Here is a 15,489-nt window from a genome sequence, read left to right as displayed (position 1 = left end):
GTGTTTTTTGATAATTATTTATAAGAAGTTTCAATAACCGCAAGGGTTAAACCTGGATATTCAACTGCAAAACTTGAGTTAGGTAGTTGACTAAAGGAAGACGGGCCTCTACTTCCCCTTCATCGGAATTTAGTCGATGCCTTACATTACTGGTCACTAATTCTTTATGAGAGAACTCGATGTCTCGTTTTGATGGTTTGGCTGCCAACCGATCTTCCAACGTGTTTCGCTTTATTCGTTCGTTAATATCTACTTCAAGTTCAACGAAATAGACCGTTGCATTTGCATCGGTAAAAATCGATACCCAATTTTCCAGGACCTTCCAATCAGTTTCGGATCCGAAGCTAATCACTACAGTGAAGATGATTCCTTTAGTTGCATTCGTTTCTTCATTTTCGACGAATTGCTGAAATAAATCGGTTCTTACAGCATCAGACAAGTGAAAGGTTTGAGGGGTATAAGTCAAAAAGCGAGCAAACAAATCAATGGTTTGATGGTTATAAAGCAACCTCGCTTCTATCTTTCTTTCTAGCTCCAAACCAACTGTCATTTTCCCTACGGCTTGCGGTCCACAGAGTAGAATCAATTCCATAGTCTATTCCTCTACTTTCCTGTCTTTTAATTGATTAAATAAATCAAATAGGTTCTTGTGTTTGCGTTTGAGGGATAGTGGACGATAGGTTTCTTTATCCAAGAATGCATGCTTCGTTTCACCTGTGCACCGGATCTCCTCAGTATGCTTGTCGACAATCTCATAGGCGATGATCATCTTGACTCCTGTAAATTCTTTTATATGCGCTCTAACTTCGACGGTCTCACCAAATCTTGACATACTTTTATAATCAGCCTGAACCGCCAAAACAGGTACAACAATCCCTTGCTCCTCCATCTGATCATAACCAAAGTCGATTTGTTCCATTAAATATGTACGAGCCTCTTCAAACCACCTGATATAATTCGAGTGGTGGACGATTTGCATTTGATCTGTTTCATAATATTGTACTTTGTGAAGCCAGTTGTTCATATTCAGCATCCCTCTTCTTTTTATATTAGTTTATAGTGTAGCATAAAAGCGCTACTTTATGGTAAAATCATAAGTGAAAACGAATTGTGTAAATTATCACTAGCGAAGGGTAAGGGGGATGTTAAATATGAAAAATACAGTAGGTACGGTTATAGGATGGGTTGCTCTTTTAGCTGCTGTTGTTGGATTCTTCTGGCAAGCAAACATTATGGGCGGTATAGCCATTGGCTTAGGCATTATTGGTTATTTCCTGAAAGTCGATATCACTCGAATGAGCATCACAGCTATCGGGATGGGTATTGTAGCAATACTATTTGGAAACGTTAGTTATTAAGTAAAATAAAAACGGCAAGACTATTAACGAAATAGCCTCTGCCGTTTTTATTTTGATGAATTTTTAGATGACGAGTAAATAAATAAGTGCACCCAGTACGCCTCCGATAAATGGTCCTATTATGGGAACCCAGGCGTATCCCCAATCAGAATGACCTTTATTGGCAATTGGTAAAACTTGGTGCGCCATTCTTGGACCAAGGTCACGCGCCGGATTAATGGCATACCCTGTGGTTCCTCCAAGAGAGAGACCGATAACCACAATGAGCAACCCAACAACGAGTTGGTTTAATCCATCTGTAAAGTCCCCTTGTGTAAAGGCAAGCAATCCGTACACTAATACGGTGGTCGCAATGGTTTCAGATACAAGGTTCCACACGCTGCTTTTAATAGCCGGACCGGTAGAGAAAACAGCTAAAATGGCTTCTTTATCTTCCGTCGCTTCAAAGTGAGGCATATAATGTAACCAAACGACAACGGCTCCAGCGAAACCTCCTGCTACTTGAGCAATAATATATGGGAGTACCATATCCCAGCCAAATTCTCCAGCTACAGCCATACCTAGAGTAACAGCTGGATTAATGTGCCCAGGTGAGAGCCAACCAACAGCGTAAACCGCCATCGAAACAGCAAGCCCCCAGCCTAAACTGATCATGACCCATCCACCATTGTAAGACTTCGTTTTCTTCAAAACATTCGCTGCAACAACTCCATCACCGAGCAATATCAATATAAATGTCCCTAAAAACTCTCCAGTTATCTGTTGCCAAAAAGTGGTATCCACGGCGTTCTCCCTCTCTTATCGGTTAATTGTATTTAAATTGCTGTAAGGATGTTTCTGCCATTCTGTCATTCAATTGCTGATTCCAAAACTCTCTATCTTCTTTACTCCAATTCAACTCTTTTTCAAAAGCATCAAGAACAGGTTCTTTCAATGCTTCCATCTTATCTATAGCAAATAAGAGTGTGTCTGTCCGTCTAGCAAAAAAGTCTTCAGGGGTTAAGGCCATCTCATGTTCCAATGCATAAGCCAGTTGCAAGGCATCCTTTAGAGGCATGTCATAGGATTTGGCTTTATCAACCATTTCATACACTGTATCAACATTCGTTCCATACCAATCTGCCAGACTATCTGCTTCTTCTTCAGTTAGCCCAAGTGCTGTACCCTTTTCTCGTTTTGATTCAATAAATGCTTGAAAGTTGTTAGGATCTGAAACATCTCCTCCGGATAAAGGAATAGACTTTGTGTCAACGGAATCAAACGAAATGGATGCCTCTTTCCACTTTTCATCAATGACTCTAAAGGCATCCTCAGCCATACGTCGATAATCCGTTAACTTTCCACCAGCTATAGTGATCAAGCCATCTTCTTCAACGAAAATGTCGTGACCTCTTGAAATACCCGATGGATCAGAATTGTTTTCATCTTGAATCAGTGGCCTTAAACCAGCCCAGCTTGACTCGAGATCATTCACAGTTAAGTGAATCCCTTCAAAACGGTGATTAATCGCTTTTAACAAATAATCAATATCTTCTTCTGTTATTTCTGGGTCTTCATAAGGCCCTTCAAAAGGTGTATCCGTTGTTCCGAAGTATGTCTTATTCCCCCTTGGGATAACAAATATCATTCGGTTATCATCTTGGCCAGTATCCGTATATATCGTGCGATTGATCGGCAATTTGTCATGAGATACAACAAAGTGGACCCCTTTCGTTGGAAACATCTTTTGCTCTGTTTGGGCATCTTTATGGTTACGAACCTCATCAGACCACGGGCCAGCAGCATTAATAACGATACCGGCTTCAATTTCAAATTCTTCCTCTGTCAGCATATCTTTGGCGATAATACCTTTAATTTGCTTTTGATCATCATATAAAAAGTCCACAGCTTTCACGTAATTGGCTATAATCGCACCATACTCATGAGCTTTTTTTATTGTCTCGATAGTTAAACGGGCATCATCATTTGTGTAGTCTAGGTAAAAGCCCCCTGCATTTAAATCTGCTTCTTTTAAAGAAGGCTCTGCCTTTAGAACCTCTTCTTTTTCGACCATATAATGAGCCCATTCCTCATCCACTTCAGCTAAATAATCATACAGGTGAAGCACCACTTCTGCTGTAAATTTATTAAAGGAAGCTCCTGTTTCATCGTAAACGGGCATCAGCATATAGCTAGGTTGGGCAATGTGTGGTGCATTTTTGCCAATGACTGTCCGTTCTTTTGCCACGTCCGCTACTAGTTCAACGTCAAATTGTTTTAGATACCTTAAGCCACCGTGTACCAATTTAGTTGACCGACTGCTCGTTCCACCTGCAAAGTCTTGCATATCAATTAATCCCGTTTGTATATTCCGGGCGGCACCGTGAAGTGCCACGCCGGCCCCAGTTACTCCACCCCCAATAATTAGAAGGTCAAGCTTGTTTTCTTTAAAGCTTTTTATGTTTTCGCTTCTAGTCCGAGCTGACCATGTCATTAATGCATCATCATCCTTTCACTTGTTATCCTAACCATTCCTTCATTCATAGCAGACTATTTTTTCTCTTTTTTAGTTCGTTTTGGTCTGTGCTTGAATGCACGAGTCGCTTCTACTGCTTGTTGCCACCCACTGTATAAATCTTCTCTTTGTTCTTCATCCATTTCTGGTTTAAAGGTAGCGTCCTTGTCCCACTTTTCTTTAATCTCGTCCAAGTCTTTAAAGAATCCTGTTTCTAATCCAGCTAAATAAATCGCTCCAAGAGCCGTCGTTTCCATTATTTTAGAACGATCAATCGTCACGTTAGAGATATCGGCTTGGAATTGCATCAAGAAATCATTCATGCTAGCTCCGCCATCCACTCGAATAATTTCCGTTTTTAAACCGGCATCTTCATTCATTGCATCGACCACATCACGTGTTTGGTAAGCCAGCGACTCTAGAGTTGCACGAATAAAGTGTTCTTTTTCTGTTCCTCTAGTTAAACCGAAAACGGCTCCTCTTGCGTCTTGATCCCAATGAGGCGCTCCTAGTCCAGTAAATGCTGGAACCACGTACACATTGTCTGATGACTCTACTTTTGTTGCATACTGTTCAGATTGAGGGGAATCTCTAAACATACGTAATCCATCTCTCAACCATTGGATAGCTGAACCAGCTACAAAGATAGCCCCTTCTAGAGCATAGTAGACTTCCCCGTCTAAACCGTACGCTAAGGTGGTCAGCAATCCATTTTCAGACTGAATGGGTTCTTTTCCTGTATTCATGATAATAAAGGCACCCGTTCCATACGTGTTTTTGACCATGCCTTTTTCAAATGCCGTTTGACCAAATAAAGCCGCTTGTTGGTCTCCAGCAATACCCGCAATAGGTACATGCGTCCCGCGGAAAATCTCATCCATGGTTTCTCCAAAGGAATGAGACGATGGCAAGACTTCTGGAAGCATGTCTTCCGGTATGTCTAACAGGTCTAATATTTCTTTATCCCACTCCATGTCATAAATATTGTAAAGCATCGTACGGCTGGCGTTGGAGTAATCCGTCGCATGAACCTTTCCACCTGTTAATTTCCATAAAAGCCACGTATCAATGGTTCCGAATAATAACTCGCCATTTTTAGCACGCTCTTTTGCTCCATCTACTTCATCAAATAGCCATTTAATTTTTGTTCCAGAAAAATATGAGTCTACTATCAATCCTGTTTTCTTGTGAATCATGTCTTTATGACCATCTTTTACTAACTGGTCTGCAATATGAGAGGTTTGTTTTGACTGCCAAACAACTGCACGGTGAATCGGTTCACCTGTCTCTTTGTCCCAAATAACTGTCGTTTCACGTTGGTTTGTAATCCCAATACTATCTAAATCTTTTCCATATAGACCCGACTCAATCATGACACTTGCAATAACTTGAAGCGTCTTTATCCAAATTTCGTTTGCGTCATGCTCTACCCAACCTGGCTCTGGAAAATACTGAGTGATTTCCTGTTGCGATGTCCACTTCGGATCTCCATTCTTGTCAAATATGATTGCCCTCGTGCTAGTGGTTCCTTGGTCTATTGCCATAATGTAATCTGCCATATGATCATCTGCTCCTTTTCGTTTTGTAAAGGCTTACTATTACGTTTAGTATAGCACTGCTTACTTTCTTTCTTCTACTCAAAACCACTAGAAAGGTGTGGGAGTTTTATTTGACAACAAAAAGCACAATTAACCATGAACAAGTAGACCACTCGTCCACTGTTAAACATGATTAATCGTGCTATACTCGCTTACGCTTTATTAGTTGTTCATAAAAAACTTGATGCCATTATCTGTCTCGATTATACATGCTTGAATTTAGAGTGTTGTTTGATTCAAATGTTTTGTATACCGTATCGACTCTTTCAGGTTCAACTTCAACCATAATCACGATATTATCATCTTTTAAATAAGCTTCATATTCTTTTGCTTCTTCTTCCGGCATGCCGGCACCAACTAATGCTCCGACAATACCACCACCACCAGCACCAATTCCAAGTCCTGCTAATGTCGTAGCTAATGGTCCTGCAGCAGCCAATGGGCCAATACCTGGAATGGCAATCAGACCGACTTCTGCAATTAGTCCACCAATACCACCAAGTACACCTCCGGATAAGGCACCTAGACCTAGACCTTTACCTGCATTCTTACCTCGGCCGCTATCGTTTCCTTCAACGCTTTGGTTTGTGTCATCTTCAATGCGCTCGACTTGATTATCATCTTTAGCAAAAACAGATATATCATCTTTACCAAAATTCAAACCTTGTAGTTCTCTAATAGCTGCTTCTGCATCATTAACGTTTGAAAATACGCCACCAATTAATCGTTTTTCCATTATAATTTATCTCTCCTTTAGACTATTTGTACGGATTTGCATGAGCAATATTCGTTCATTTAGTTAAAAGATAAGACCATCCCCTTCTTACATCACTAAAACCAGTTTAACCAAGATAAAAATAGGAGTCAAAAATAAGGCTTAGAGGCTTTACTATTTACCAAATAAAAAAACGCCCACGGTTATAGTGAGCGTTTTTCTATTGGATTAGTTATTCATGATGGCTTGGTTTGCTGTAATGATAGCTGTTTTGTAAACATCCTCTTCAATACATCCACGTGACAAGTCAGATACTGGCTTGTTTAACCCTTGTAAAACTGGTCCTACTGCTTCAAAGTTTCCGAAACGTTGAGCAATTTTATAACCAATGTTTCCTGATTGCAATTCTGGGAAGATAAAGACAGTTGCTTCACCGGCAACGGTTGAATCAGGTGCTTTTTGCTGAGCTACAGATTTCACGAAGGCAGCATCAAATTGTAATTCTCCGTCAATGTCGAATTCTGGAGCCAATTCTTTTGCAATTCGTGTTGCTTCTGCTACTTTTTCAACTTCTGGGGCACTTGCTGATCCTTTAGATGAGAAGCTGAGCATAGCAACTTTAGGTTCGATTCCAAACATTTTAGCTGTACGTGCACTTTCTACAGCAATTTCTGCTAACACTTGAGCATCTGGGTTAGGGTTGATGGCACAGTCAGCAAAGACATACTTCTCTTGCCCTCTACCACGAAGCATGATAAACGCACCAGATGTACGACTAACGCCAGGACGTGTTTTGATGATTTGTAGAGCTGGACGAACGGTATCGCCTGTTGAGTGAATCGCTCCACTGACTAAACCATCTGCAAGATCAAGATACACAAGCATCGTTCCAAAATAGTTAACGTCTCTTAACTGTTTTCTCGCCTGTTCTTCTGTTGCTTTTCCTTTTCTGCGTTCAACAAAAGCTGCAACCATTTCATCATATTTATCATATGAGTTAGGATCAATAATTGAAATATCTGTTAAATCGTAACCATGTGATTTAGCTTCTGCTTGTACTTCATCAGGCTTACCTAATAAGATAGGTTGCAAAATATCTTCATGATGTAAACGAAGAGCCGCTCCTAAAATACGTTCATCTGTTGCTTCAGGAAAAACAATCTTAAGGTTTTTTCCTTTAATTTGACTAATTAATGTCTCTCTTAATTCCACTTGTATTACCTCCAAGGTTTTGTTTTCAACACTCATTATGATAACACTTTTCATCCTGTTTTCACAGAGTCATCCATTATTTCTCTAGATTCTTCTCTTTTTACTGATTTTCAGGAACATGCGGTAGCTGCCAGTCAATCGGTGACATACCCCAATTTAGTAATCGTTCATTCGTTTTAGAAAACGGTCTTGATCCGAAAAAACCTCTACTTGCTGACAGCGGGCTAGGATGTGCAGAAGTAATCACGGCATGCTTCGTTTCATCAATCATCGCTCGCTTTTCTTTAGCCGCATTTCCCCACAGAATAAAGACGATGGGTTTATCTCGATTATTTAGAGCTTCAATCATATGGTCAGTAAACTCTTCCCATCCTTTGTTTCTGTGAGAATAAGCCTCTGCTTTTCGAACAGTTAATACAGTATTTAAAAGCAATACCCCTTCTTTCGCCCATTTTTCTAAATAACCATGGTTAACTGGCTTGATTCCTAAATCAGCATCGAGCTCTTTGTAAATATTTCTTAGCGATGGCGGTATTCTGACACTTGGTTGAACAGAAAAAGCCAATCCATGAGCTTGATTCTCACCATGATAAGGATCCTGCCCTAGAATAACTACTTTTACTTCACTGAAGGGTGTCCACTCGAAAGCTTGCCACAGGTTTTCTTTTACTGGATAGACGATTTCGGACTCATACTCATGCTTTAAAAATTCCCTTAATTGTTGATAAGAGTCATTTTGGGCCTCTTGGTTTACTATTGGCTCCCAATCGTTAGTTAGTGGTATCATCAAAATTATCCCTACTTTCAAATGTAATGTTCGTGTAAACCGATGTTTTTTAACGCTGATTTTTGTTAGACTAGATAAGGATGATGATGAAAATTAAAACAAAGGAGTATCATGCATGATAAAATTAATTGTTTCTGACATGGACGGGACGTTATTAAATGAACAGATGGAGATTTCAGACGCTAATGCTTCTGCTATTAAGCGAGCTCAAAATGAAGGGATCCATTTTGCTATTGCTACTGGGAGAGACTTCCCATCTGCAAGCCCTATAGTCAACAAACATGGGATTGTCTGTCCACTTATCTTATCAAATGGTGCAGAATTCTTTAATACAGATGGAGATAAGCTTTACAATCGTGGACTTGAAAAGAATATGGTCCGAAACATATTGTCCATCTTATCAACAGAAGATACGCTTCATACAGAACTTGTGACGACTAACGGCTTATACACAGTGGACAAATCAGGTCGTATCAATATGGTGGCATCTTTATTAACAGATATCAATCCGGATATCACTTTTGAAGAGGCTAGAGAACTGGCACACGAGAAGATAACTGATATAAATCTACACCAAGTGGATTCTTTTGATGCCGTTCTTGAGGATGATCGTGTCATCATTTTGAAAGTAACCACTCACTCCATGAAAGGGAAAGAAGTCTTGACCCCTATTAAAGTCGAACTCAACAACACTATCCCTCATTTGGCAGTGACTGCTTCTTCTACCAGCAACTTGGAAATTAACCATGAAAAAGCGACGAAAGGCATTGCAGTTGCTCAATTGGCTAAAACACTTGGCTTGAAAGCTGATGAAGTCATGACTATTGGAGATAATATCAATGACGTCTCCATGTTAGAGTGGGCTGATTATTCTGTTGCTATGGAAAACGCTGCTCCAGAAGCTAAGGCCGCAGCAAACTATTCAACTTCAAGTAACGCTCATAATGGTGTAGCTGAAGTCATTTCCCGTGTGTTGAGTGGAAGCATGGATAAAAAAGCTGCTAACTTTTAGTTAATTAGTCATATAAATTGGAACAGAAGAATCGCTCTCACTCATTTTTGGGAGCAGGTTCTTCTTTTTTTTTAATGATAAACAGGTTAGTTCTTAGTTGAACTAATCCAAGGTGGCAGTAAAGACAAGGCGTTAACTAGCTCTTTATTCCCCTCTTTATCCTTCAACCGTTTTTGTCTTCGTTCTTGATAGCCTTCACAAATCATTTTTTCTTCTGTTGATTCCGGCGCTATTTTCGGAAGCGAAAAGTCAGGGTTCTTTTTTCTGTCTAAAACGACAAAGGTTAAAAAGCTCGTTGCCCCAATGTATCGTTCACCGGTTACTAAATCCTCCCCCAGTACTTTAGCGAATACCTCTATGGAGGTTTTTCCAGCTCCAGTGATGTAGGTTTCTACACACACTGAATGGCCACTTTTAATTGGATGAATAAAATGCAATTCATCCATGGAGGCAGTCACGATTGCATTCGATCTGGAAAAGCGTGAAACTGAAATGGAGGCCGTATTGTCAATAAAACTCATTAACTTCCCACCGAATAAAGTTTCATGATTGTTCAAATCAGACGGAAGAATCCGATGAGTTTGGACTACTCTCGTTTCGTTGCACGTCCGTTTTTTTGTATGTGGTTCAGTCATTTGAAGGACCCTTTCTTCTTCTAGTTATGTTTATCAATTATTTCTATGAAGCGATGAGTGAAGTTAGCTGTAAAGCCCCATAAGTAATAATTGGGCATGCGGTAAAAAGGGACAAAGTGTTTACGATCAATCCACTTGTATTTCTCTCCCGAGAATATGAGATCAAAGGGAAACCGTTCATCATGGACAGTTTTCATGTTAACACCATGGTACTCGGGTGGGTTTTCTATAAAGAAAGAGAGCGGTACAGTGAATACTTCATCGACTTCCTTATTCGGCTTGATGGAATCGACGTCTTCTATTTTGAGGTGGCCTACAAAGCAGTGGATAATATGAGATTGAGTAAGAATATAGTCCATTTCTCCTATAATTTCTATGCTGGATTTAGGTAGGTTTAACTCCTCCATCGTTTCCCTAATAGCGGCCTCTTTGTACGACTCTCCCTCTTCTACGCCACCACCTGGAAAAGATGTTTCTCCCGGCTGAGATACAACCGAGCTTCTGACTTCATAAAGGATATGCCATTGACCCTCCACTTCTACAAGAGGTAACAGTACCGAGTACTTATTTTGTTGACCAATGGCTTTTGCCTCATAGTTTTTAAACAACTGTTTAATCTCTTCAATCATTTAAACAACTCCTTCCATTTCATTTTTAATTATGAAACAAGTGAATGATATCTCTTGTCCAATCACTAATTGCTTCATCGAATACTCCTTTGAAATATGAGTCTAATGGGGTGATGCCCCGAGTAACTAATACACTCTTTTCCCCACGGTAATCATAAATCAATCCAGCTGCGGGATAGACGATTAGGCTCGTTCCTAGGACAAGCAAAATATCTGCTTCTCTGACAGCTTCCATGCTTTTTTGTAGGACCTCACCATCAAGTGGTTCTCCATAAAGAGTAATATCCGGTCGTACGTCTTCACCGTTTGACATAAATAAGCCGTCTACGTATTCAATGTCATCAGTATACACGGTTATACCGCTCTTTGTAATAAAGCGATGAGCATTTCCATGAAGCTCTAAAACGTTTTGACTACCTGCTTGTTGATGCAACCCGTCAATATTTTGCGTGATGATGGTGACAGCCATTCCCCTGTCCTCAAGGTGTTTTAAAAAGCGATGCCCCTCATTTGGTTTGGCTCCTTTAATCATCAGCTTTTCCCGATAGAACTCGAAAAAGACTTTAGGATAACTCTCAAAAAAATCAACACTCAATACTGTTTCTAAAGGGATATTCCTCTTCACTTCTTGGCTAAATAAGCCCCCAGACGATCTGAAGTCTGGTATGCCGCTATCAGTGGAGATACCTGCCCCTGTAATGACCGCAAGCTTCTTCCCCGGCTTAAACCACGAGGCTATTGTCTCTTTAGTCAACATGACTCTCTCTCCCTTATGAATATCTGTGCTTTTTTTTTCAGCTATTTCCATTATACTAGTAACATAGAGAATATAAACTGATCTTTCACTTTTAGTGGCCTATTCAGTTCAATCTATGTGTACCGCACACTTTTTTTAAAACGGAGGAATGTAACATGTCAACTCATAAACTGACCTTAACCATTGCTGGAAATGATGCTAGCGGGGGCGCGGGAATTGCCGCTGACTTAAAAACATTTGCTGAATATGGAACTTTTGGAATAGCTACATTAACCACTATCGCGACAATGGATCCTGATAATAGTTGGAGCCATGGCGTCACTCCTATTGATGCTCAAGTCGTTCAAGACCAATTGAATACAGCCTTTGCTGGACCGGGTATTTCAGCTGCTAAAACCGGTATGCTTCCAAATGCATCGGTTATCAACGTGATTGCAGACAAGATTGAGCAGTATCCTGATACTCCTTTTATCGTTGATCCTGTCATGGTCTGCAAAGGTGAAGACGAGGTATTAAATCCAGAGAACGTACAAGCGACTAAAAAACGTTTAGTTCCGTTAGCTACCGTTATCACGCCAAACCTTTTTGAAGCAGGACAACTCTCTGACTTAGGTACCCTTCATACTTTAGACGATATGAAAAAAGCAGCAGAAGTTATTCATTCCAACGGAGCAAAAATCGTCGTCATTAAAGGCGGAAAAGCGTTGCCTGGAGAAGATGCTATCGACTTAGTTTATGACGGCACAGACTTTTTAACATTGACTGCTAAAAAAATTGCTAACCCCACTCACCATGGTGCTGGATGTACTTTTGCAGCAGCCATTACTGCAGGAATTGCAAGAGGGTTAAGCCCCATTGACGCAATCAAAAAAGCGAAAGAGTTTGTCACTGAAGCGATTGAAGCTGGCTTCGAATACAATCAGTACGTCGGTCCAGTTTTCCACAGTGGATACAGACTAAACAGACAAGAAAACATTTAGTTAAGTGTATAGAATATTAAAACACTCGTCACAAGCTTAAGCTATGGCGAGTGTTCTTTTTATACCCACTGGCTCGTTTGCTATCGGTACACAAACAGGCATTTTTACTCGTGTACATTTTATAGAGTCCAGTTTAATCAGTCTCAAGAATTCTTTTTTAATGCTTATAGATTAATAATTTTTCTTTCTTCAAATTTCCGCCATATATTTAGGTCCGGCAGCCTCAAGGTATTCTCTCTTATTTCGGTTTTTCAATTAGTGGTGTTATAATGATAGGGAGGAACGAACTGATACGAACTTGAGGTGAATAAAGTGGTTCGTCTATTTATTAAAGAAGAGCATTTATCATTACAAAACAGGATGATTGTTAAAGACGATGCAGGAAACGATGTTTTTTTAATTGTGGGTAAATGGGGTCGTCTTGGCGATATGATGACCGTTTATTCCATGTCTGGCGAACGCCTTGTTGAGGCTAAGCAAACCTTACTATCTGTTTTTCCAAAATTTAGTTTACACCAGAACGGCCAATACATCGGCACGATAAAGAAACAAGGTGGTTTACGTGGCTTAAGAAAGCCTTATGTCATTGTAACCAAATTTAACTGGCTTATTACTGGAGATTATGAGAAACGTCGGTTCACTGTCAGACACATTGCCAAAAAAATAATGACTATTGAAAAGACTATTTCTTATTCAGGTGATTTTTATATACTTAATATCGACAATGAAGACCATGCGGCGATTGCTTGTGTGTTGGCAGTGCTTTTGGACCATTACGTTCATAAGAAAAACGCACGCTGGAAAGAATACAAGCAAGAGAAATACAGTCTGGGACTCATTCACTCTGTCCTTTTGCGATTTAAACCCATAAAATGCGAAAAATAAAAAAGGTAATGCGCTGGCGATTGACCAAGCGCATTTCCTTTTTTTATTTTATATGACTACTTTTTGCATATGATCATACATGTGATCACCTAATTTAACTTCCCCGACTTTTTGAAAGCCTTGCTCCTTATAAAGCTTCATTGCTTTAGGGTTATTTTTGTCAACATTCAACCCTACTTTTGAAAAGCCTGATTTTCTAGCCAAGTCATACGTACCCTTTAGTAACGCTTTTCCTACTCCTTGACCTCTAAACGATGGTTTGGTTACTAATTAATCAAGATACCATTCACCTGCAAAGGACTCTTCTTTCAATAATGTTCTGAAATCAGGCAAACTATAGTTTTTTAACACGATACCTAATGGTTCAATTCCCTTTTCAATTAACTGACCATCGTAGGAGAAACAAAATCCGGCGATTTCGCCATTGATCTCTTTGACTAACGCATTATGATAACTCTGAATATAATCTTCTCTCAAAGCTGCTTCAACAAAGGCGGGTTTTAACGCTTCCCAGGGAAGGTCTTTCATAATCGGGTGTTCTGTATCGATTAAAATGGTTCGGAACAACTCCACTATTGCTTCAGCATCTTCTTTTCGAGCTTGTCTTATCATCATCATTCCCCCTTAATCAGGTGTCTGCTTAACGGTCTCTTTAATACGCTCTGCTACCGCCTGCGGTATGCCGAGGGCTTTAATTTCTTCGATATCTGCATCCTTCAATCGCTTCATGGATTTGAAATGGCGAAGCACTTTCGTTCGCGTTTTAGGTCCTACCCCTTCGATATCATCCAGTTGGCTGGTAAAGCTATTTTTACTACGGACATTTCTATGAAAAGTAATGGCGAAGCGGTGGACTTCTTCCTGGATGCGTTGAACAAGATGAAAGGCTTGACTTCTCGGGTCTAAAATCACCGGTTCATGGGCATCCCCAAATATTAAGCCTGCCGTTCTGTGTTTCGTATCCTTGACCATCCCAGCTACAGGAATGGATAGACCGAACTCATTTTCCAGTACGTCTACAGCTGCGTTGACTTGAACCTTTCCGCCATCCATTAGAATTAAATCTGGTAAGTCTTTTCGCTCTTTTAATAAACGCCCATATCGCCGACGAATAACTTCTTGAGTCGTCGCAAACTCATTACTACCTATGACCGTTTTTATTTTATATTTACGGTAATTCGTTTTATCTGGCATTCCATCTTTAAAAGAAACCATGGCTGATACCGGATTGGTTCCTTGAATATTCGAGTGGTCAAACGCTTCGATGCGCTCAATATACGGTAAACCCATCGCTTCAGATAATACTTCAATGGCTCCCGTGGTTTTCCGTTCTTTCATTTCTATTAAATGGAATTTTTCTTTTAATGCCAGTTCACTGTTTTTACCGGTTAAATCCAACAGCTCTTTTTTACGCCCTTGTTTAGGGACGTATACTTTGGTCTCCAATGCCTCTTCTAACAAGGCATGATCAACTTCTTCTGGCACATAGACTTCTTTCGGTACAATGTTATTCGGATCTTGATAATATTGTAGAATGAAACTCAAAAACTCTTCTTCCGGTGTATCGACAATTGGAAACATCGTCGCATCTCTTTTGATTAATGTTGCCTGACGAACAAAAAAGACTTGGATGGATATCCAGCCTTTATCCATGTAATAATTGAAGAAGTCCCTTGGCGTGTAATTATTCGAGATAATGGACTGTCTTTCCACTGTTCGTTCAATATAAGCCACTTGATCTCTAAACTCAGCTGCTCTTTCATAGTTCATTTCTTCAGCTGCTTCTTGCATATTTCTTTTCAAATCACGTTTAATATCCGTCACATTCCCGTTCAGAAATGAGCGGATACGTTTGATTTGCTCTTCGTATTCCTCCACGGGTACCTCGTGATCGCACGGACCGATACATTGACCGATATGGTAGTATAAACAGGCTCGTTTCTGATGCCCATTGCATTTTCTCAAAGGGTAAATCTTTTGGAGCAACTGTTTCGTTTCCGAAGCTGCCCATACGTCTGGATAAGGTCCGAAATAATGTCCTCCATCATCCATAACCTCTGAGGAAATGACTAATTGGGGGTTACGCTCATTGGTTATTTTCAAATAAGGGTAACTCGTCCCTCTTTTTAATCGGATATTATATTTCGGCTGATGCTTTTGTATTAACGTCACTTCTAACAGAAGGGCTTCTTTGTCAGAACCAGTGACAATCGTTTCGAAATCAACAATATCTTCTACTAACCGCTTCGTTTTTCCTGTATGCTCACCACGAAAATAAGACCTTACTCTGTTTCTAAGGTTCTTTGCTTTTCCAATATAAATAATCTCATCATCTTTATTTTTCATAATGTAACAGCCTGGTAAGTCAGTCAATAACTGTAGTTTGTTTTCGATTAATTCGTTCGACAAAAAAACACCTCCTTTTCC

17 protein-coding genes and 1 pseudogene are annotated in these 15,489 nt (G+C 40.0%); 4 read left to right on the top strand and 14 right to left on the bottom strand.

All coding sequences use genetic code 11. The features are described from left to right. Positions 1-46 precede the first annotated feature (46 nt). Together C3945_RS08145 and C3945_RS08140 are read right to left on the bottom strand one after the other, a co-directional pair. Positions 47-592, bottom strand: a complete 546-nt coding sequence (locus C3945_RS08145; RefSeq protein ID WP_202623327.1) for a hypothetical protein — start codon at positions 590-592, stop codon at positions 47-49. Between the two features lie 3 nt (positions 593-595). Then, on the bottom strand, positions 596-1,024 hold the full coding sequence (locus tag C3945_RS08140) for an acyl-CoA thioesterase (protein WP_161879204.1): 429 nt from the start codon (positions 1,022-1,024) through the stop codon (positions 596-598). A gap of 127 nt (positions 1,025-1,151) precedes the next feature. Here C3945_RS08140 and C3945_RS08135 point away from each other — a divergent pair, with 127 nt between their 5' ends. Next, the gene (locus C3945_RS08135; protein WP_161879203.1) at positions 1,152-1,358 is read left to right on the top strand and encodes a hypothetical protein; all 207 of its coding nucleotides are present in this window, start codon (positions 1,152-1,154) and stop codon (positions 1,356-1,358) included. Between the two features lie 63 nt (positions 1,359-1,421). Here the strand turns inward: C3945_RS08135 and C3945_RS08130 are convergent, their stop codons facing one another. From C3945_RS08130 to C3945_RS08105, 6 genes are all read right to left on the bottom strand, one after another. Further along, positions 1,422-2,141: an MIP/aquaporin family protein gene (locus C3945_RS08130; protein WP_161879202.1), complete on the bottom strand. Its 720-nt coding sequence runs from the start codon at positions 2,139-2,141 to the stop codon at positions 1,422-1,424. Positions 2,142-2,163: 22 nt separating this feature from the next. Next, entirely contained in the window at positions 2,164-3,831 is a 1,668-nt protein-coding gene (locus C3945_RS08125) for an FAD-dependent oxidoreductase (protein ID WP_161879201.1), read from the bottom strand. Between the two features lie 56 nt (positions 3,832-3,887). Beyond that, positions 3,888-5,411 (bottom strand): glycerol kinase GlpK, encoded by a 1,524-nt coding sequence (gene glpK, locus C3945_RS08120; protein ID WP_161879200.1) that lies wholly within the window; start codon positions 5,409-5,411, stop codon positions 3,888-3,890. Between the two features lie 229 nt (positions 5,412-5,640). After that, positions 5,641-6,186, bottom strand: a complete 546-nt coding sequence (locus tag C3945_RS08115) for a general stress protein (protein WP_161879199.1) — start codon at positions 6,184-6,186, stop codon at positions 5,641-5,643. 207 nt (positions 6,187-6,393) lie between these two features. After that, positions 6,394-7,377, bottom strand: coding sequence for a phosphate acetyltransferase (gene pta, locus C3945_RS08110; RefSeq protein WP_161879198.1), 984 nt, complete (start codon positions 7,375-7,377; stop codon positions 6,394-6,396). A gap of 100 nt (positions 7,378-7,477) precedes the next feature. Then, positions 7,478-8,164 carry a uracil-DNA glycosylase gene (locus tag C3945_RS08105; protein ID WP_442862169.1) on the bottom strand — a complete coding sequence of 229 codons (687 nt, stop codon included), beginning with the start codon at positions 8,162-8,164 and terminating at the stop codon, positions 7,478-7,480. Between the two features lie 115 nt (positions 8,165-8,279). Between C3945_RS08105 and C3945_RS08100 the strand changes: the two genes are divergently transcribed. Next, the gene (locus C3945_RS08100; protein ID WP_161879196.1) at positions 8,280-9,176 is read left to right on the top strand and encodes a Cof-type HAD-IIB family hydrolase; all 897 of its coding nucleotides are present in this window, start codon (positions 8,280-8,282) and stop codon (positions 9,174-9,176) included. Between the two features lie 86 nt (positions 9,177-9,262). Here C3945_RS08100 and C3945_RS08095 read toward each other — a convergent pair whose 3' ends face one another. The 3 genes from C3945_RS08095 to C3945_RS08085 are packed head-to-tail and all read right to left on the bottom strand — an operon-like array spanning position 9,263 to position 11,197. Next, a complete protein-coding gene (locus C3945_RS08095; protein WP_161879195.1) occupies positions 9,263-9,811 on the bottom strand; it encodes an acyl-CoA thioesterase in 549 nt (182 codons plus the stop codon). Between the two features lie 20 nt (positions 9,812-9,831). Next, on the bottom strand, positions 9,832-10,440 hold the full coding sequence (locus tag C3945_RS08090) for an NUDIX hydrolase (protein WP_161879194.1): 609 nt from the start codon (positions 10,438-10,440) through the stop codon (positions 9,832-9,834). Between the two features lie 25 nt (positions 10,441-10,465). Then, positions 10,466-11,197: an NAD-dependent protein deacylase gene (locus C3945_RS08085; protein WP_161879193.1), complete on the bottom strand. Its 732-nt coding sequence runs from the start codon at positions 11,195-11,197 to the stop codon at positions 10,466-10,468. Positions 11,198-11,352: 155 nt separating this feature from the next. On the opposite strand from C3945_RS08085, the gene thiD reads away from it, so the two are divergent. Beyond that, complete coding sequence (gene thiD / locus C3945_RS08080) at positions 11,353-12,177, top strand: bifunctional hydroxymethylpyrimidine kinase/phosphomethylpyrimidine kinase (protein WP_161879192.1); 825 nt, start codon at positions 11,353-11,355, stop codon at positions 12,175-12,177. A gap of 312 nt (positions 12,178-12,489) precedes the next feature. After that, positions 12,490-13,062: an LURP-one-related/scramblase family protein gene (locus tag C3945_RS08075; RefSeq protein ID WP_161879191.1), complete on the top strand. Its 573-nt coding sequence runs from the start codon at positions 12,490-12,492 to the stop codon at positions 13,060-13,062. A gap of 48 nt (positions 13,063-13,110) precedes the next feature. Here C3945_RS08075 and C3945_RS08070 read toward each other — a convergent pair. The 3 genes and pseudogenes from C3945_RS08070 to uvrC form a co-directional block, all read right to left on the bottom strand. After that, positions 13,111-13,320 (bottom strand): annotated as a pseudogene (locus C3945_RS08070) (GNAT family N-acetyltransferase); the annotation flags it as partial. Between the two features lie 12 nt (positions 13,321-13,332). Continuing rightward, positions 13,333-13,674 carry a GNAT family N-acetyltransferase gene (locus C3945_RS08065; RefSeq protein ID WP_161879190.1) on the bottom strand — a complete coding sequence of 114 codons (342 nt, stop codon included), beginning with the start codon at positions 13,672-13,674 and terminating at the stop codon, positions 13,333-13,335. Positions 13,675-13,686: 12 nt separating this feature from the next. Next, positions 13,687-15,471, bottom strand: a complete 1,785-nt coding sequence (uvrC, locus tag C3945_RS08060) for an excinuclease ABC subunit UvrC (protein WP_161879189.1) — start codon at positions 15,469-15,471, stop codon at positions 13,687-13,689. Positions 15,472-15,489: the final 18 nt, after the last annotated feature.

This window comes from Alkalibacterium sp. MB6 (genome assembly GCF_009935905.1).
GTDB lineage: Bacteria > Bacillota > Bacilli > Lactobacillales > Carnobacteriaceae_A > Alkalibacterium.
This window is presented reverse-complemented; position numbering and strand designations above follow the sequence as displayed.